General features: G+C 73.6%; 17 protein-coding genes and 1 pseudogene. 9 read left to right on the top strand and 9 right to left on the bottom strand.

The genetic code is table 11. The features are described 5' to 3' along the window. From ACWEV0_RS32990 to ACWEV0_RS33005, 4 genes and pseudogenes are all read right to left on the bottom strand, one after another. Positions 1–407, bottom strand: a pseudogene (locus ACWEV0_RS32990) (hypothetical protein); the annotation flags it as partial. A 148-nt stretch (positions 408–555) separates the two neighbouring features. Continuing rightward, a complete protein-coding gene (locus tag ACWEV0_RS32995; protein WP_453153423.1) occupies positions 556–1,872 on the bottom strand; it encodes a nucleotide disphospho-sugar-binding domain-containing protein in 1,317 nt (438 codons plus the stop codon). 162 nt (positions 1,873–2,034) lie between these two features. Continuing rightward, on the bottom strand, positions 2,035–2,553 hold the full coding sequence (locus ACWEV0_RS33000) for a hypothetical protein (protein ID WP_453153424.1): 519 nt from the start codon (positions 2,551–2,553) through the stop codon (positions 2,035–2,037). 182 nt (positions 2,554–2,735) lie between these two features. Further along, positions 2,736–3,938, bottom strand: a complete 1,203-nt coding sequence (locus ACWEV0_RS33005; protein WP_453153426.1) for a cytochrome P450 — start codon at positions 3,936–3,938, stop codon at positions 2,736–2,738. Positions 3,939–4,142: 204 nt separating this feature from the next. On the opposite strand from ACWEV0_RS33005, the gene ACWEV0_RS33010 reads away from it, so the two are divergent. Continuing rightward, a complete protein-coding gene (locus ACWEV0_RS33010; protein WP_453153427.1) occupies positions 4,143–5,384 on the top strand; it encodes a cytochrome P450 family protein in 1,242 nt (413 codons plus the stop codon). 14 nt (positions 5,385–5,398) lie between these two features. Beyond that, a complete protein-coding gene (locus ACWEV0_RS33015) occupies positions 5,399–6,169 on the top strand; it encodes a class I SAM-dependent methyltransferase (RefSeq protein WP_453153428.1) in 771 nt (256 codons plus the stop codon). A gap of 87 nt (positions 6,170–6,256) precedes the next feature. Here ACWEV0_RS33015 and opcA read toward each other — a convergent pair whose 3' ends face one another. From opcA to ACWEV0_RS33030, 3 genes are all read right to left on the bottom strand, one after another. Then, positions 6,257–7,168: a glucose-6-phosphate dehydrogenase assembly protein OpcA gene (gene opcA / locus ACWEV0_RS33020; protein ID WP_453153429.1), complete on the bottom strand. Its 912-nt coding sequence runs from the start codon at positions 7,166–7,168 to the stop codon at positions 6,257–6,259. 157 nt (positions 7,169–7,325) lie between these two features. After that, positions 7,326–8,264 carry an NADP-dependent oxidoreductase gene (locus tag ACWEV0_RS33025; protein ID WP_453153430.1) on the bottom strand — a complete coding sequence of 313 codons (939 nt, stop codon included), beginning with the start codon at positions 8,262–8,264 and terminating at the stop codon, positions 7,326–7,328. 4 nt (positions 8,265–8,268) lie between these two features. After that, a complete protein-coding gene (locus ACWEV0_RS33030; RefSeq protein WP_453153431.1) occupies positions 8,269–8,865 on the bottom strand; it encodes a DoxX family membrane protein in 597 nt (198 codons plus the stop codon). A gap of 223 nt (positions 8,866–9,088) precedes the next feature. On the opposite strand from ACWEV0_RS33030, the gene ACWEV0_RS33035 reads away from it, so the two are divergent. The 3 genes from ACWEV0_RS33035 to ACWEV0_RS33045 all read left to right on the top strand — a co-directional run bounded on the left by ACWEV0_RS33035 (position 9,089) and on the right by ACWEV0_RS33045 (position 11,257). Then, entirely contained in the window at positions 9,089–9,703 is a 615-nt protein-coding gene (locus tag ACWEV0_RS33035; protein ID WP_453153432.1) for an HdeD family acid-resistance protein, read from the top strand. A gap of 146 nt (positions 9,704–9,849) precedes the next feature. Beyond that, a complete protein-coding gene (locus ACWEV0_RS33040) occupies positions 9,850–10,272 on the top strand; it encodes a DUF350 domain-containing protein (protein WP_451611310.1) in 423 nt (140 codons plus the stop codon). Between the two features lie 115 nt (positions 10,273–10,387). Then, entirely contained in the window at positions 10,388–11,257 is an 870-nt protein-coding gene (locus ACWEV0_RS33045) for a class I SAM-dependent methyltransferase (protein WP_453153433.1), read from the top strand. Between the two features lie 27 nt (positions 11,258–11,284). On the opposite strand, the gene ACWEV0_RS33050 is transcribed toward ACWEV0_RS33045, so the two are convergent. Both ACWEV0_RS33050 and ACWEV0_RS33055 read right to left on the bottom strand, forming a co-directional pair. Further along, complete coding sequence (locus ACWEV0_RS33050) at positions 11,285–11,770, bottom strand: hypothetical protein (RefSeq protein WP_453153434.1); 486 nt, start codon at positions 11,768–11,770, stop codon at positions 11,285–11,287. Beyond that, positions 11,767–13,203, bottom strand: a complete 1,437-nt coding sequence (locus tag ACWEV0_RS33055; protein WP_453153436.1) for a WGR domain-containing protein — start codon at positions 13,201–13,203, stop codon at positions 11,767–11,769. The genes ACWEV0_RS33050 and ACWEV0_RS33055 overlap by 4 nt, the downstream gene beginning before the upstream one ends. A 177-nt stretch (positions 13,204–13,380) precedes the next feature. Between ACWEV0_RS33055 and ACWEV0_RS33060 the strand changes: the two genes are divergently transcribed. The 4 genes from ACWEV0_RS33060 to ACWEV0_RS33075 all read left to right on the top strand — a co-directional run. Continuing rightward, positions 13,381–14,466, top strand: coding sequence for an SPFH domain-containing protein (locus tag ACWEV0_RS33060; protein WP_453153437.1), 1,086 nt, complete (start codon positions 13,381–13,383; stop codon positions 14,464–14,466). Positions 14,467–14,473: 7 nt separating this feature from the next. Beyond that, positions 14,474–15,481, top strand: coding sequence for a M23 family metallopeptidase (locus ACWEV0_RS33065; protein WP_453153439.1), 1,008 nt, complete (start codon positions 14,474–14,476; stop codon positions 15,479–15,481). A 131-nt stretch (positions 15,482–15,612) separates the two neighbouring features. Next, positions 15,613–16,161, top strand: a complete 549-nt coding sequence (locus ACWEV0_RS33070) for an RICIN domain-containing protein (RefSeq protein WP_453153441.1) — start codon at positions 15,613–15,615, stop codon at positions 16,159–16,161. 244 nt (positions 16,162–16,405) lie between these two features. After that, on the top strand, positions 16,406–17,392 hold a 987-nt coding region (locus ACWEV0_RS33075; protein ID WP_453153442.1), incomplete at its 3' end, for a ketopantoate reductase family protein.

Raw genomic sequence — 17,392 nt, forward strand, 5'->3', positions numbered from 1 at the left:
GTGCCGTTCGACGCCGCGGCGAGGGCGGCGAGTTCGAGGGTGCGGATGTCGCCGCCGGCCTTCTGCCGGGTGCGGGCGTGGCGCAGGGCGGCCGCCTCGGCCGCCGGGAGGTCGAGGCCGGGGTCGGCGAGGCGCTCGTCGACGGCCTCCAGGAGGAGGTCGGCGAGGAGTTCGTCCTCCTCGTCCCGGGTTCCGGTGGCTCCGCCCTGGGCTCCTGCCGTACGGAACAGGTCGCCGTAGTAGGCGAAGCGGGCGTCCGCCGCCCAGCCGCCGGTGAGCGCCGAGACGCGCGCGGAGTGTCCGGCGGGCCCGGCGCCCGTGGCGACGGCGCGCAGCCATTCGTCCAGCTCGGCGGCGGGGTCGCGGGGACCTCCGATGCCGTGGACGAAGACCAGGCGAGGCTTCACTGCTCCCCCGTTCGACGCGGTGTCTCCGGGCGAACCCGGTGATGGTCCCGGTGATCCTTACGGGTGGGGTGGTGCGGGAGCAAGCCGCGGGCGGAGGAGCGTCGGATCTCGGCCAACTCCGCCCGGCAGCTTGGCGGGATGTGACGGGTCAGCGGTCGCTCTCGCGCACCAGGGCGTCGATCGTGGCGAGGGCGTCGTGGGCCGCGTACTCCTTGGCGAGCGCGGTGGCGCGCTCCCGGTACGAGGGCGTGTCGAGGACGGTGTCCACGGCCGCGCGCAGGGCCTCGTCGGAGGGGGCGGCGGTGCGCAGGTTGACGCCGGTGCCGGTCCACTCGACGCGGGCGGCGACCTCCGGCTTGTCCTCGGTGTCGCCGCCGATGACGAGGGGCACGCCGTGGCCGAGGGCGGCCTGGGTGCCGCCGTAGCCGCCGTTGGTGACCAGCACGTCGGCGAGCGGGAGCAGCGCGGAGAAGGGGACGAAGCCGGCGACGATCGCGTTGCCGGGTACCGCGGGCAGCGGGGCGGCGAACTGGTCGGCCGCGTCCGGGCGGCCAGTGGCGGCCACGACGAGGACGTCGGGGCGGTCGGCGAGGACCCGGACGGTGGGGATGACGAGGCGGGTCAGGTCGGTGTTGGCGAGGGTGCCCTGGGTGGTGACGACGATCCGCCGGCCCTCCTCGCGGGCCCGCAGCAGCTCCGGCCACCAGGCGGGCTGTTCCTGTCCGGCGGCGGCCGGGATCGGGATCGCGCCCGCGAAGCGCACGTTGCCGGGCATGTCGGAGCGCGCGTACTCGAAGCCCTCCACCGTCAGTTGCACGAACACGTCCGCGGCCCCGATCAGGTTCCGCCCGAGCGGCCCCTCCGGCAGGGTGGCCCCTGCGTCGGCGAAGCAGGCCCGCAGATGGTCCACGAGCGGCTCGCGCAGCTCGGCCATGTGGGCGGCGATCGCCGCGTACTGCTCGCGCTGGGCGTCGTCGACGGGCGGCAGCAGCCCGAGACCGTGCGGCGCGGTGTCCCGGCTCTCCACGCTCAGCGGCGTGATACCGACACTGAAGTGGGTGGGACGGTGGCCCTTCTCCTCGCCGAGTGCCAGCGCGAGGCCGCCGAGGAAGAGGTTGTCGTGGATCACGGCGGTCGCCTGGAAGTCGGCGAGGACCTCCTTCAGCGCCCGGCACTGCGCGGCCGTCGGGTCGCCGAAGACGTGCATGACGTCCCACATGATCTGCGCGGGCCCGGGCGGGATCGTCTCCCGCTCCGGAAACCTGGCCGAGAAGTCCCGGTCGTCGTAGTCCGCTTCGGCGGGCAGTGCGCGGAACTCCGGTCCCGCCGCCCGCACTTCCGCAGCGAACCGGGCTCCGCCGAGGAACACGACCTCGTGTCCGGCCTGCGAGAGGTGGCTCGCCATCCGCAGCAGCGGCGCGTGATGGCCGGACACGGGTGTGGCGGCGACGATGATCCTGGACATGCTGAAGTTCCCCCCTGTGAACGACTGTGGCGCGGCTGCGCGGGCGTCGTCGTGACGCGCGTAGGGGAGCGTACGACCTGCGGAAACGGATCCCGAAGGCTTTGGGACGCGACGGCGCGTCGGCCATCCGCGCCGACCGTGCGCCGGGGTCCGCGGGCGACGTCAGAGGCGGGGGCGGCGGCGCTTGGTCTTGGCGGCGACCCGCTCGCGCAGCAGTCGCAGATGGTGTTCGCCGCGCTCTCCGCCGAGTTCAAGCCGTTCGATGATGTCGGCGACGGTCTCGGCGTGCTCGGCGTTGCCGGTGAGGCCGATCCGTACGAGCGGCCAGAAGCCCTCCAGGGCGGCGGACCGGGACCGTTCCACCGTCCCGTGGTCCCGGAAGAACTCGCCTACGGACACTCTCCACAGCGTGTCGAGGAGCTCGTCCCGGGCGAGCGGCGACAGTTCGCCGGCGAGCGCGGCCATGATGACGCCGATGGCGGGCGGGGTGCACGCGAAGATCTCGCCGTTCCACTCGGCATGGCCGTCGAGGGTGTACCCGATCATGTCCCGGGCCGTCCCGGCGTCCAGGATGGCCTCGAAGAGCAGCGGCAGATGCTCGGCACTGTCACCGCAGCCGCAGCCGAGCGTCGCCCAGTCGTGCCGGTCGAGTTCGGCCCGAACGAGCTCACTGACCGCCATGCTGCCACCCCCCGGTACGACGATACCCGGGGCGGTGCCCGCCCGGCGGCCGGGGCCGTGGGCGGGCACCGCGGAGCTCAGGTTCAGTGCCAGTACTTCATGTCCGTACCTCCTCCGGTGAGCGTGGGCTGCACAGGGCTGGGCCGTGTCTTGTGGACTCGTCCGGACTCAGTGCCAGTACTTCATGTCCTGACCTCCTCCCCCGTGGCGGGGCGCAGCGTCACCTCGAAGCGGTCGAGTCCGCGGAGGGTGAGGTTGCGCCGGTGATCGGGTTCCGCGACCGCCCGTGCGCCGGGGTGGTCCGTGGCGAGGGTCCCGAGGACCGATCCGGCGAGCCGGATCGCCATGGACGCGCCCAGGCAGGCGTGGGCGCCGCGGCCGAACCCGAGGTGCGGGTTCGGGGCGCGGTCGAGTCGCAGCTCGGTGGGGTGGGCGAAGCGGCGCGGGTCGTGGTTGGCCGCGCCGAGGAGGAGGGTCACGGGGTCGCCCGCCTTGATGGTGACGCCTCCGAGTTCGGTGTCGGTGACGCAGACCCGGGCGTCGGCCTGCACCGGCGCGTCGTAGCGGACGAGTTCGTCGACGGCGGTGGCCGGGCCGGCGGCGCGGAAGGCGGCCGGGGCGCCCGGGGTGGTGAGCAGGGCCGCCGCGGCGTTGCCGACGAGGCGGGAGGCCGATTCGTAGCCGGCGTGGAGGACCGCGCGCAGGCTGTTGCGCAGGACGGCCGGGTCGACGCCGCTGTCGTCGGCGTGCGCGGCCACGTACGCGATGAGGCCGTGCTCGGGCGGGTCGGCGAGCCAGCCGCCGGCGTACGCGGCGAGTTCGGCGCGTGCGGCGACGGCCGGTTCGTGCTTCTCCGGCCAGAGGCCGGCGTCCATGCCGTCGACGACGGTGCGGGACATGGGCACGAACCAGTCGAGGTCGGGGGCCGGCACGCCGAGGAAGTCGGTGACGAAGCGCAGCGCGAGCGGTTCGGCGAGCTCGCCGACGAGGTCGAAGGTGGACCGTTCGGCCAGTTCGGCGAGGGTTTCCTTGACGTGCCGGTCGAGCCGTTCGTGCAGGGCGTGCCGGTCCTGGGCGCGGAAGCCGTCGAGCAGCAGGTGCCGGATGGCGGTGTGCTCGGGCGGGTCGAGGGTCTGGACGCTCAGCAGCGGGGCCGGGATGTCCTCGCCGGCCCGGCGCCAGTCGGAGGCGAAGCGCGTGGAATCGGTGAGGACGGCGAGGCAGTCGGCGTGCCGGGTGAGGACCCAGGAGCCGAGCGGTTCGTGCCACAGGACAGGGGTGGTTTCGCGCAACTCGGCATATGCCGGGTAGGGGTTCGGGAGATGCTCGGGAAGGGCGAGCCGAAGGATCGGATCAGCGGTCGCCGCCTGTTCGAGCTGTGCCACGAAACCTCTCCCCCTGCGCAGAAAGACCCTGGTGAAGGCCGTAAATGCTTGCGGTCGAGCAGTGCAGAGCAAACGTTTCGCCGGTGGGCGGTGCCGCTCCGCGGGCAATTCTCCGTGCTGATGGCCGGTGACGCTACCACGCAACTTCCGTGGCTGGTATGACTACCTGCCTCAGATCTTTCCGATCCTCACGGGGAGTAGCGGATGTCGGAGCAAGGCCAGACCATCGTCCATGACGTGCCGCTGAACGTCGCCCAACAGCCCGATCCCTACCCGCTGTTCGAGCGGATCCGCGAGCACGGGGTGGTGCAGCGGGTTCGGCTGAATCCCACCCTTGAAGTCTGGATGGTCACCGGCTACGACGAGGCGGTGGCCGCACTCACCGATCCGCGGCTGAGCAGCAGCCCGGCGGGGGTCAACGGGCTCGCCGAGGAGATGGCGCACCAGGAGCGCACCAACGTCCTGATGGCGAGCATGCTGGTGGCCGACGGCTCGGACCACACGCGCCTGCGGAACCTCGTCTCGAAGGCGTTCACGGCGCGCCGGATCGAGGCGCTCGCACCGCGGATCCAGGCGCACACGGACGCCTTCCTCGACGCGATCGCCGGCCGCGGAACGGCCGATCTGGTCGCCGAGTTCGCGCTGCCGCTGCCGATGGCCGTGCTCAGCGAGCTCATCGGCATCCCGGCCGAGGGGCAGCCCGATTTCGCCAAGCTGGCGGTCGGCCTCATCATGCCGCCCAACACTCCGGAGCGACTGGCCAAGGGCGCCCGGGCCCGCGCCGAACTCACCGAGTTCTACGAGCCGTTGATCGCGCTGCGGAAGAAGGAGCCGCGCGACGACCTGCTGAGCGCGCTGTGCGCGGCGCAGGCCGAGGAGCGGATCAGCGACCGCGAACTGACCGCGATGGCCATCCTGCTGACCCTCGCCGGGCACGAGACCACGGCGAGCCTGATAGCCAACGGCGTGCACGCGCTGCTGCGCCACCCCGAGCAGTTCGCGGCCCTGCGCGACGACCCGTCGCTGCTGCCGAACGCGATCGAGGAGCTGCTGAGGTACGAGGGGCCGGTCAGCCGCGGCGTCGCCCGCTTCACGGTGGACCCGTACGAGATCGGCGGCGTCACCATCCCGGCCGGCGAGATGATCATCATCGGGCTCGCGGCCGCCAACCGCGATCCGCAGCGCTTCGACCGCCCCGACCTGCTCGACGTGGCCCGTCGCGAGATGCCGCAGCAGCTCGCCTTCGGCCACGGCATGCACTTCTGCCTCGGCGCGCCGCTGGCCCGCGCGGAGGCCCGGATCGCCTTCGGCACGCTGCTGCGCCGCTTCCCCGACCTGCGGCTCACCGACCCGGACGAGGACCTGACGCGCCGCGAGGGCATCCTGCGCGGGATGGCGACGCTGCCGGTCAGCTTCACGCCGGTGCCCGTGAGCGGGCGCGCGTGAGCGGGGCGCGGCCCGTGACGCGTACCGCCGCCTTCGACGCCATCGCCCCCACGTACGACGCCTCGCGCGGCGGCACCGCGCGGGCGGCGGTCTTCGCGGAACAGCTGGCGCCGCTGCTCGACCCGGCCGAGCCGGTGCTCGACATCGGCGTCGGCACCGGCATCGTGGCGGCCGAACTGACCGCGCGGGGCCACCGGGTGTGCGGCGTCGACCTGTCCCCCGGGATGCTGGCCCACGCCCGCGGACGGCTCGGCGCCCGGGTGGCGGTCGGCGACGCGACCCGCCTCCCGGTCCGTACGGCCTCGGTCGGCCAGGCCGTGTCGACCTGGCTGCTGCACGCCGGCCCCGACCCGCGCGCCGTCTTCACGGAGGTGGCGCGGGTGCTGCGGCCCGGGGGCCGCTATCTGGTCGTGCCGGCCCGTGGCATGCGGCCGGGCGACGACATCGGCCGGATCGTGAGCGACCTGGAGGACCGGATCGACCCCGACGGCACCCGCCGCGACGACCCCGAGCACCTCGCCCTCGTCGCCGGCGCGCGCGGCCTGCGCTACGAGGGCACCGCGAGCGAGCGGCCCACCACCTTCCGGGTCTCCCCCGAGGCGATGGCCCGCTCCATCGAGGACGGCAGGCTCTTCACCGGCGCCTGGCAGGTGCGCGAGGAGGATCTGCCCCTCGTCGCGGAGGCGTGTGCCCGGCTGCGCGCCCTGCCGGACCCGGAGGTCCCCCGGGTGCGCGAGATGACGGACTTCGTGATGCTCTTCCGCCGGGCGGAGCTCACGGCCTGACGGGCTCTGTGCCCGCCGCGTCCGCCGCCTCCGCCGTGCGCACGTCACGGCCCCGGGCACGCGGGTCCCGGGATCGTGACGGCCGCTCTACTGGCCGAACTTCAGCGCCGCCGCGTACGCCTCGTCCGGGTCGAGGCGGCGGAGTTCCTCGGCGATGAGCTCGGCCGTGGTGCGCACCTTGAGGGCCATCACGCGGCTCGGCTGGCCCGGGATGGCGAGGTGGGCGACCGGGCCCTCCGGGCGGTCGATGACGATCTCGCCGTCCGGCGTGCCCATGCGGACGCCGGTGACGACGGGGCCGTCCGTGACGACCCGCTCCACGGGCACGTTCAGCCGGTCGCCGAACCAGCGGGCGAGCAGCTCGGCGCTCGGGTTCTCCGCCTCGCTCTCGACGGCGGCCGACGTCACCGTCGCCCGGGCCTGGTCGAGGGCGGCGGCGAGCAGCGAGCGCCACGGGGTGAGCCGGGTCCAGGCGAGGTCGGTGTCGCCGGGCGCGTAGGAGGCGGCCCGCTTGGCGAGGGCGCCGATCGGGTCCGCGACGGCGTACGCGTCGGTGATACGGCGCTGGGCGAGCGAGCCGAGCGGGTCCCGGGACGGCACCTCCGGGGCGTCGACCGGCCACCAGACGACGACGGGCGCGTCCGGCAGCAGCAGCGGCAGCACGACGGAGTCGGCGCGGTCGTTCACGTCGCCGTGCAGGCGGAGCAGCACGGTCTCGCCGGCGCCCGCGTCCGTGCCGACGCGGACCTCGGCGTCGAGCCGGGTGATGTTGCGCTCGCGCGGGGAGCGGGCGTGCCGCTTGATGACGACGAGGGTGCGGGAGGGGTGCTCGCGGGACGCCTCGTTGGCGGCCTTCACGGAGTCGTAGGCGTTCTCCTCGTCGGTGACGATGACGAGGGTGAGGACCATGCCGACGGCGGGGGTGCCGACGGCGCGGCGGGCCTCCAGGATCGCCTTGTTGATCTTGCTGGAGCTGGTGTCCGTCAGATCGATCTTCATGACCGGTACCGGTCCCTTTCCTCGTGGCGTGCCCGCACCGGTCCTAGCACCGGATCGGCTCCGGATCTTCCCGCGCTCAGTATTCAGGATCCAATGCGCTGGATCCGATATCCGGGATATCGGATCCAGCATCCAGAATCCAACTGCCCCGCCCCGCTCAGGACTGCCCGCCCGGACCCACCGCGAGCACCAGCTTCCCGCGCGTGTGCCCGCCCGCGTTCAGGCGCCAGCCCTCGGCCGCCTCGCTGAGCGGCAGCACCTTGTCCACGAAGACGGTGAGCTTGCCCTCGTCGGCGAGGGCGGCGAGCGTCACCAGGCCGGGGGCGTCGGGGCGTACCCATACGTAGTGGCCGCCGACGGCGGCGGCCCGGTGGTCGGCGACGGAGGCGAGGCGGGCCGGGGAGCGCAGCAGCTCCACGGAGACGTCGACGGACTCGCCGCCGACGAAGTCGAGGGCGGCGTCGACGCCGTCGGGCGCGAGGGCGCGGACGCGGTCGGCGAGGCCCGGTCCGTAGGCGACGGGTTCGGCTCCCAGGCCGCGCAGGAAGTCGTGGTTGGCGGGGCCGGCGGTGCCGATGACCCGGGCGCCGCGGGCGGTGAGGATCTGGGTGGCGAGCGAGCCGACTCCGCCGGCGGCGGCGTGCACGAGCACGGTGTCGCCGGTGGTGGCACCGACCCGGTCGGCCGCCTGCAGGGCGGTGAGTCCGGCGAGCGGCAGGCCCGCCGACTGCGCCCAGCTCAGGGCGCGGGGCTTGCGGGCGAGCATCCGGACCGGCACGGCGACCTGCTCCGCGTACCCGCCGAACTCGGCGCTGTCCTTGCGGATGTAGCCGAACACCTCGTCGCCGGGGGCGAATTCGGTCGAGTCGAGGCCGTTGCCGGCGACGACGCCGGCGATGTCCCAGCCGGGGACGAGCGGGAAGTGGGCGACCATGATGGGGTCGAGCCCGCCGGCCGCCATCTTCCAGTCGACGGGGTTGATGCCGGCGGCCTCGACCCGGACCAGGACCTCGCCGGGGGCGACCTTCGGGTCGGGCAGCTCCATCAGGGTGAGGTCCTCGGGGCCGCCGTACCGGGGCATGGCCATCGCCCGCACGGCGTCAGCCCTCCGTCTCGCGGCCGCTGGTGTGCTCCGGCTCCGGCTCCTCGGGGACGGACCGGGCGGCGTCGGCGGACGGCGCGGGCTCGGGCGTGGCGATGGCCTCCGCACGGCGCCCGACGACCGCCGCGACGGCGAGCGCCGTGCCGAGGAAGGCGGTGGCGACCACCCAGGGCCGGTCGAGGACGTGGCCGGTGGCGTGGTCGAGGGAGAGGCGGCCGGCGCCGGCGATGCCGATGGCGGCGGCGGTGTAGCCGAGGAAGGCGGGGTACTCGAAGCCGCCCTCCATGGCGAAGAAGCCCGACGGGGCGTGTACGGCGACCGCGCCCGCCATGGCACCCGCGGCGGCGGCGCCGGCCGCCGGGGTGGCGAGGCCGAGGGCGAGCAGGATGCCACCGCCGGCCTCGCCGAGACCGGCGGCGATGGCGCTCTCCCGGCCGGGCGAATAGCCCATGGCCTCCATGGCCTTGGTGGTGCCCTCGAGGCCGCCGCCGCCGAACCAGCCGAGGAGCTTCTGGGTGCCGTGCGCGGCGAGGACGGCGCCGGTGCCGACGCGCAGGGCGAGCAGGCCGAGGTCTCGGCGGTTGAAGGCGGTCATGGGGTCTCCCGGTGGGTGCGGTGGGACGGGGCGCGGCAGGTGCGCGCCCGGCACGGGCGATCTCCACTCTGCGCCGCACGACGGCCGAACCCTTCGCGTTGTACGTCCATACAGGTCATCTTTTGCGGCGTTCGTCGGGTGTTGCTTTAGTGAAAGCGCCGGTGACGGCCCGACGAAGGCGGGGACCGATCGGAGGGCGCGCCGTTCCACGAGGAGATCCGCCATGACCGAGACCCACGAACGTCAGCCGTACGACCGGCCCTCGCCGGACCTGCCGCCCGGACCGCTGGGCATGCTGGCCGGGATGGCCTGGCAGGCCCTGCTGATCTCCGGCTTCGGCGCCCTGATCCTGGGCGTGCTCGTGCTGGTCTGGCCCGGCCAGTCGCTGACCGTGGTCGGTGTGCTGTTCGGCCTGTACCTGCTGATCAGCGGTGTGCTGCACCTGGTCGCCGCGTTCGGCACGCACATGATGACCTCGCTGCGCGTGATGGCCTTCATCAGCGGTGCCGTGTCGATCCTGCTCGGCCTGTTCTGCTTCCGCGGTTCCCTGCAGTCGACGCTGCTGCTCGCGCTGTGGATCGGGATCGGCTGGCTCTTCCACGGCATCACGCAGACGGTCGCGGCGGCCTCCGACCCGCAGGCGCCCGCCCGCGGCTGGCAGATCTTCCTCGGCGTCGTCAGCGCGCTGGCCGGTGTGGTGCTGATCGTCTCGCCGCTGAAGTCGGCTAACGTCCTGATCCTGCTCGGCGGCATCTGGCTGGTCGCGGTCGGCGTGATCGAGATCGTGACGGGCTTCATGGTGCGCTCGCGCGCCAAGCAGATCCCGCCGGGGCTCTGAGTCCCGGTCGGCTCCGGCGTCGGCGCCGGCCGTTTCCAGGACCGCCCGGCGCCGGCCGGGCGGTCCTGCGCTACATTTTGCCGGTCCTTGACCCCGAGACCGGGCGCGACGAGCGCGCGGTCCCCTCCCCGCGGAGCCGGCATTCCATGAGCGACATCGTCAACGGCCTCGGCCGGACCACGGCCTACGGCGCCCTCGGCGTCGTCCTGTTGATCCTCGGCATCGTCCTGGTCGACCTCCTCACGCCCGGCAAGCTCGGCCGGCAGATCTGGGAGGACCGCAACCGCAACGCCGCGATCCTGCTCAGCTCGGCCCTGCTCGGCATAGGCGGCATCGTCTTCACGGCGATCTGGACGACCTACGACGACTTCGCCAAGGGCCTGGTGTCCACGGCCGCGTTCGGCCTGCTCGGACTCGTGATGATGGCGGTCGCCTTCCTGGTGGTCGACCTGGTCACCCCGGGCAAGCTGGGCGCGACCCTGGTCGACCCGGAGCCGCACCCGGCGGTGTGGGTGACGGCGTCCGTGAACATCGCTGTCTCGGCCGTGGTATCGGCCTCGATCGCCTGACGGGATCGCCGGACGGGATCGCCTGACGCCGACCTCCCTCTTCGCCCTCTCCTGCTTCCGCACTGCGCAAGATCGGAGAAGCGCCGCGCCCGTCCGCCTTCCTAGCGTGGGACCCATGAACGACGGATCCCTGAAGGAAGAAGACCTCCGCCCCGAGGACACGGCCCTGCGGGTCGCCCTGTGGCGGGCCCTGCACCTGCGGGTCGACGCACCGCCGCACGTCCTCGCGGACGACGTCGGGCTGCGCCTGGCCGCCCCGGACGAAGAGTGGCGCGACCGGCCCGACATGGACCCGCGCGCCACCGTCCGGATGCGGGCGTCCACCGTGGCCCGGGCCCGTTTCGTCGAGGACCTGGTCGAGGAGCGGGCCCGCACGGGCGTCACGCAGTACGTCGCCCTCGGCGCAGGGCTCGACACCTTCACCCAGCGCAGGCCGGAACTCGCCGCCGGAATGCGAGTGTTCGAGGTCGACCGGCCCGGCCCGCAGGCGTGGAAGCGGCGCCGGCTTGCCGAGCTCGGCCTCGGCGTCCCGGACGGGCTGCGGCTCGTGCCGGTGGACTTCGAGGCGGGCGAACCCTGGTGGGAGCGGCTCGTGACGGCCGGCTTCGACCCGGCACGCCCGGCCGTCGTGGCCTCCACCGGCGTCAGCATGTACCTCACGCGGGAGACCACCGCGGCCACCCTGCGCGCACTGGCCGGTCTCGCGCCGGGCTCCACGCTCGCGATGAGCTTCCTGCTGCCTTTCGACCTCGTCGACCCCGAGGAGCGCCCCGGGTTCCGGGCGACCACTCAGGCCGCCCGTGCCCACGGCACGCCCTTCATCAGTCTGTACGCACCGGACGAGCTGCTCTCCATGGCCCGCGAATCCGGCTTCCGGGACACCCGGCACGTCTCGTCGGCGCAGCTCACCGAGCGCTATTTCGCCGGCCGCGCGGACGGCCTGCGTCCTTCCAGCGCCGAGGAACTGGTCGTGGCCTCGGTCTAGTCCCTCTCCCCCGGCATCACTCAGCGATCAGGCCGACGGCTCCACCTCCAGGAAGCGGTGGCGGCGCGGGCCGCGATAGAGGAGGGCGTCCCAGCCGAGGCGTTCGAGGACGGCGGCGCAGGCGGTGAGGGCGGCTTCCTCCTCGTGGGCGGCGCCCGATCCGGGCGGCCCGAGCCATTCGACGCGGGCGGTGCCGGGGCGCTCGCCAGCCGTGACCCGGTAGCCGGTGGCCACGCGGGTGCCGTCGGCGTCGAGCGCCGAGGGCGGTTGCCTCGCCGCCTCAAGGGCCAGGGCCACCGCCCGCACCGGCTGGTGGCGCTCCCAGTCGGCGGGCCGGGCGGCCGGGTCGCCGCCGGAGCCGGATCCGTCCTGGCGGTTGGTCAGGCGCCGGATCTGCAGGAGCCCTTCGAACGCGGCCCGCACCTCGCGGGAGCGCTGCTCGGCGTCGCGCTCCGGCAGCGGCGGCCCGTCGCCGGTGGCCGCTGCGAAGCCGCCGCCCGCGGCCCCGCTCACAGCAGCCGCCGGATGTCGCCGCGGACCCGGTAGAAGCCGCCGGCGGCCGGGTGCAGGGCGTCGACGACGTAGCGGGTGCCGGGTTCCCGGATGGCACGCGGGAACTGCACGTTCCACCCCTGCTCGTAGCCTTCGGTCACGACCCGGACGCGGGTACGGCCGCCTTCCTGGACGCACTCGACGACGATCGAGCCGGCGGGGGCGGCGCGGACCGCGTCGACGGCGGCGACGGTGGTGGCCGGGGCGTAGGTCGGCAGGGCGGCGGCGAGCTTGATGTCCTGGGCGACGGGCACCGTGCCCTGCTGGGCGGCGGCGATGGCGGCCTCGCCCGCGTCCACGCACACCAGTGAGCCGTCGGTGGTGACCAGGTAGAGCCGCTCGTCGTGGTACTGCATGGAGAGCGCCGAACCGCCGCCCGTGCCCAGCTTCCACAGCCGGGTGCCGTCCTCGGCGAAGCAGTAGACGGAGGAGGCGTTGTCCCCGGCGAAGACGAAGCGGCCACCGGGCGAGGTCGCGCACGAGTAGACGGGGCTGTCGCAGCCGTACACGGCTTCGGTGCGGCCGTCCTTCTTGGCGAGCCGGACCACCTGGCGGCGGGCGGTGCCCGCGTACACGGCGGCGGCCTCCTGCCAGCCGAAGAGCACGGCACCGTCGATGCCGGTGTGCCAGAGCTCGCCGCCGCCGTCGGGGGCGTACGCGGTGACGCCGCTGCTGTCGCCGTAGTAGACGCCGTCGGCGTCCGCGCGGACCATCCAGGCGTGCTCGCCGCGCCCACCGCGTGACCACTGGTGCTCGTCCTCGTGGTCGATGACGGTGAGCCGGCCGGAGCGGTCGGCCACGTCGAGGACGCCCTCGTGGATGTCGAGCCAGAAGATGTCGACGTCAGTGGCGATCTCGTACGCCGCGAACGGCAGCTTGGCCGACAGGTCGTAGACCCGGCCGTCGTCGCAGCCCGCGTAGATCCAGAAGTCGTCGGCGACCAGGCACTTGACGCCGTCCGGCAGGCTGAAGCGGGCGTGGACGGCGCCGTCGTGGCCGAGCGTGAAGACCTCGCCCGCCTGGTTGCCGACCCAGCAGCGCTCGTCGTCGACGTGGATGCCGAAGGCCGCGGAGCCGGTGCGGAAGCGCCACAGGACGGGCGCGACGGCGCGGGCGGTGGAGGGGGCGGAACTCACCGTGCGGCGGGTGACCGCGCGGGCCGCGCGCTGCCCCTGAACGGCCGGCGCGTACCCCTTGCGGACCTTCTCCCCTATCTTCTTCGCCGCCGCGGCCCGCGCCTTCTCGGGCGTGGCGAACGTCGAGGTCTGCGTCTGCCCGGTCGCTCCGATGCGGCCGTAACGGACCGACACCAGCGTGCCGTCGACCGTCACTTCGTAGAACTTGTGCGCGCCGCCGCCGTCCTGCGACAGCTCCAGATAGGTCTTCGTCGTCATGTTCCGAACCGTAGGGCGAGCCACTGACAACGGCCCGCGGACGGGACCAAAGTCCGCCCGGTTCAGGACTTTCGTCGCGGCATTCCGGACATCCACCCCTGTGACGATGGTTTCCGAAGATCATCCGACAAGCCGTCACCTCACCGCCCCGCGGCGGGGAACGGCCGGAAGGGCCTCATGACCGAGCGAGAGAAGCGGCCCCTGCCCGTGAGGGTGCGGTGGCACGCCGACGGCATACCGATGGACGACCTGTTCCGGGCCGACGCCGCTGCCCCGACCACCACCCTGCCGGCGGTCCCGCGCCCGCCGAAGTCCGAGCCGGAGGAGCCGACGGCGGTCACGGCCGCCGCGCCTCGGGCCCTTCGGCTCCCCCGGCGGCCGCCGCCCGGCGAGCCGGAACTCACCGAACGCCCCGGCCCGTGCCTGCCCGGCTGGTCGGCCGTGCTCGTCGGCCTGACCGCGCTGGGCGCGGCGGCCTCGCTGCTGTGGCGGACCCAGCCGCAGCGCGCGGCGCACCTCGCCCGCTGGGAGTGGGGCGCGCTCGCCGGCTGCGCGGTGGTCGCCGTGGTCGCCTTCGGCGGCCTCACCCGGGGCCGTACCGGATCCGCGTGGGTGCTGACGCTGTTCGGCCGCTACCGGGGCAGCGTGCGGCGCACCGGCCTGGTCTGGATCAGCCCGTTCGTGCTGCGCCGCCGGACGGACGTACGGCTGCGGCACTGGCGCAGCGAGCCGATCGCCGTGGTCGACGCGGAGGGCGCGGCGCTGCGGGTGGTGGTGCTGGTGGTGTGGTCGGTACGGGACACGGCGCGGGCGCTGCTGGCCGTCGACGACCATCTGGAATACCTGCGCGAGCAGGTGGAGGCGGCGACCGCCCGTGTGATCTCCCAGCTGCCGGCGGACGCGTTCCGCGGCGACGGACCCTCGCTGCGGGACGCGGAGGCGGTCGGCGACCGGCTGACCCGGCTGCTCGCGGCGGAGTGCCGCCCGGTCGGCGTCGCCGTCTTCTCGGCGCAGCCGACGCGGATCGAGTACGCGCCCGAGGTGGCCGCGGCGATGCGGCGCCGGCAGATCGCGGCGCTCGACGCCAGGCACCGGGACTCGGTGCTGAGCAGCGTCGTCGACGCCGTGGACGACACGGTGACCCGGCTGACCACCCGCGGGCTCGTCGAGCTCGACGACTTCGAACGCCAGGCCCTGGTCAAGGATCTGACCGTGGCCTTCTGCACCCGGCGTGGCGGACTGTCCGATCAGAGTCAGGAGTGAGTGCCTCATGAACCACGACAGCGATGACATGCAGGAAGGGCTGGGCGCGCCCGGCTTCACCGACGAGCCGGCCGGCGGAGGCTGCGACTGCCCGGGCTGCTCGGCGGCCCGGAGCGCCGCCCGGACCGAACGCGGCGGCGGTCCCGGGGCCCTGCGCGGAATGCGCTGCGCGGTCGTGGCGACGCTCGGCGCGGTGGCACTCGTCGGCACCGCCGCGGGCCCGGCCGCGGCCGCGCCGGCGCCCTCGCACACGGGCTGGGACGGCTCCCGCTACTGGTTCAAGAACGCGGCGGGCCAGTGGCGCTGGACCAGTCACCACGGCGTGTACGCCCAGCGGACCGGCGCCACGGCCAGGGCCGGCGCACCGGGCCGCGCCGGTGCGGAGCCGGTCTTCCGCGGTCGACAGGGCTGGGACGCCCGGGACCGCGTGTACTGGTACAGGAACGGCGGGCACTGGTACTGGACCAGCCACCAGTGGAAGTACGAGCTGCGGACGGGCGCCAAGGGCGACGCCCCGGGCGGGGGGAACTCCGGCGGCTCCGGGAGCTCCGGCGGAACCCGCGACACCGGCGGCACCGGCGGCACCGGCGGCTCCAACAGCGCGGCCTCGCACGGCTGGACGGCGCCGGTCGCCTCGTACGTCTTCACCGGCTACTACCGCCAGCCCGGTTCCTGGTCGAAGGGCTATCACACCGGCACGGACTTCGCCGTGCCGTCGGGCACCACCGTCCGCGCGGTCGGCCCCGGCCGGGTGGTGCACGCGGGCTACAGCCGGAGCTACGGCTACGAGGTGGTGATCCGGCACGGGGACGGCCGCTACACGCAGTACGCCCATCTCTCCCGTATCGACGTGTCGGTGGGCCGGAGCGTCTCGGCCGGGCAGCGCATCGCCCGCTCGGGCGCCACGGGCCGGGTGACGGGTCCGCACCTCCACTTCGAGGTGCGGACCACGCCGTACTTCGGCTCGGACGTCGATCCGCTGGCGTATCTGCGCGCGCACGGAGTCCGCGTCTAGAACACGCCGCCGAAACCGCTCCGGAACTCGCTTCCTGGAGTCCCCCATTCCGCACACATGTGCGCATATGCTGCGCTCGCACCATCAAGATCACGTCATTTCAAGCCACTTGACACCTCAGGGGGAGTTCAGTGAAGCGCTTCTTCGTGCGCGCGATGTGCACGCTCGGCCTGCTGCTCGGCAGCCTGGCCGCGACGACCGCGCCGGCCGGCGCGGCTCCGGCCGCCGACTACACGACGGTCACCAACCTGGCCGGCGGCACGTGTCTGGAGATGCCCGGCTGGACCGGCGAGTGGGGTGCCCAGGCCGCGGTGTGGGGCTGCAACGGCGGCGACAACCAGACCTGGGTCTTCAACAGCATGGGCGGCGGCTTCTTCCAGATCGTCAACCGCTCCTCCGGTCTGTGCCTGGAGCTGCCGGGCCTGCCGCCGTCGACCGACAACGGCACCCGGGTCCAGCAGTGGCCGTGCAACGGCGGCCGCAACCAGCTCTGGTGGTTCGACCACTGGGCCAACGTCAACGGCTCCCACACGGCCGAGCTCAAGAGCGCCTACACCGGATGCCTGGAGATCAACGGCTGGCAGACCGGCACGTGGGGCACCGGGGCCCAGCTGTGGAGCTGCAACGGCGGCAACAACCAGCGCTGGGCCTTCGCGTACGACTTCATCTACAACCACTGACGCCGGCCGCTGACGCTTTCGGCCTGCGGCGGCTCCTCCGCCTGGGCCTCGGCCTGGTGGTTCTCCCTGAGGGTGATCGGTCCCTTCCGGAGAACCGCCAGACGCGGCGCCCGGCGGGCGATGCCGACCCGCTGCTGTGAGAGTGCGATGAGAGTGCGCCACATCACGGTTCATTCAACGAACCTGTGAGCTAGGGTGCTGTCCGGCCGCAGGGCCCCGTAGCGCGAAGAGAGGCTCAACCACCATGAGGATCCTGGTCGTCGGCGCCGGTGCCACCGGCGGATACTTCGGCGCGATGCTGGCTCGCAGCGGGCAGGACGTCACCTTCCTCGTCCGGCCGGCCCGCGCCGACGTGCTGCGCGAGCGCGGGCTGCGGGTGGTGGGCCAGGAGGAGTGGCGGCTCGACCCGGCGCTGCTCACCGCCGACGGACTGGCCGCCGGCCCCGTCCCGTACGACCTGGTGCTGCTCTCCGTGAAGGCCACCGCACTCACGGCGGCCATGGAGGACTTCGCGCCTGCCGTCGGACCGGACACCGTGATCGTGCCGCAACTCAACGGATTCGCCCATCTCGACGCGCTCACCGCCCGGTTCGGCAAGGAGCGGGTGCTCGGCGGGGTGGCCAAGGTGGTCACGACCCTCGACGAGCACGGGGACATCCTGCGGCTCGCGCCGCTCGCCCACCTCTCCTTCGGCGAGCTCGACGGCGGCGTGCCGTCGCCGCGCGTGGCGGCGATCCGTACGGTGCTCGCCGACGCGGGCATCGACGCGCGCGTGCCCGACAGCATCGTCACCGCGATGTGGCACAAGTGGGTCTTCATCACCACCGTCGGCGCCCTGACGAGCCTGACGCGCGGCTCGGTGGGCGAGGTCAACGCGCTCCCCGGCGGTACGGAGCTGGCGACGGCCCTGCTCGACGAGGCGGCCGCCGTCTCGGCCGCCGCCGGGCACCCGCTGCCGGAGGCCGAGTACCGCACCAACCTCGGCGTGGTGACCGCCGCCGGGTCCCCGCTGGTGCCCTCGCTCTACCGCGACCTCACCTCGGGCCGGCCCACCGAGGTCGAGCACCTCTTCGGCGACCTGGTGTCCCGGGCCCGGGCCCTCGGCGTGGCCACGCCGCGGCTCGACCAGGCGACGCTGCACCAGCGGGTGCACAGAACGGAAGAGCGGCGGGGAGGGAAAGAGTGTTGGGAGCGGGGTGTAGATCTCGGAGGTCGCCGAAACAGTAAAAAG

The sequence above is a fragment of the Streptomyces sp. NPDC003943 genome (genome assembly GCF_053605265.1).

Excerpts from the sequence above, each read along its gene's own strand:
- ACWEV0_RS33040 (WP_451611310.1), top strand. The coding sequence starts at position 9,850 with ATGAGCGACATCGTCAACGGCCTCGGCCGGACCACGGCCTACGGCGCC.
- ACWEV0_RS32995 (WP_453153423.1), bottom strand. The coding sequence starts at position 1,872 with ATGTCCAGGATCATCGTCGCCGCCACACCCGTGTCCGGCCATCACGCG.
- ACWEV0_RS33035 (WP_453153432.1), top strand. The coding sequence starts at position 9,089 with ATGACCGAGACCCACGAACGTCAGCCGTACGACCGGCCCTCGCCGGAC.
- ACWEV0_RS33060 (WP_453153437.1), top strand. The coding sequence starts at position 13,381 with ATGACCGAGCGAGAGAAGCGGCCCCTGCCCGTGAGGGTGCGGTGGCAC.
- ACWEV0_RS33010 (WP_453153427.1), top strand. The coding sequence starts at position 4,143 with ATGTCGGAGCAAGGCCAGACCATCGTCCATGACGTGCCGCTGAACGTC.
- ACWEV0_RS33045 (WP_453153433.1), top strand. The coding sequence starts at position 10,388 with ATGAACGACGGATCCCTGAAGGAAGAAGACCTCCGCCCCGAGGACACG.
- ACWEV0_RS33000 (WP_453153424.1), bottom strand. The coding sequence starts at position 2,553 with ATGGCGGTCAGTGAGCTCGTTCGGGCCGAACTCGACCGGCACGACTGG.
- ACWEV0_RS33055 (WP_453153436.1), bottom strand. The coding sequence starts at position 13,203 with ATGACGACGAAGACCTATCTGGAGCTGTCGCAGGACGGCGGCGGCGCG.
- ACWEV0_RS33065 (WP_453153439.1), top strand. The coding sequence starts at position 14,474 with ATGAACCACGACAGCGATGACATGCAGGAAGGGCTGGGCGCGCCCGGC.
- opcA (WP_453153429.1), bottom strand. The coding sequence starts at position 7,168 with ATGAAGATCGATCTGACGGACACCAGCTCCAGCAAGATCAACAAGGCG.
- ACWEV0_RS33030 (WP_453153431.1), bottom strand. The coding sequence starts at position 8,865 with ATGACCGCCTTCAACCGCCGAGACCTCGGCCTGCTCGCCCTGCGCGTC.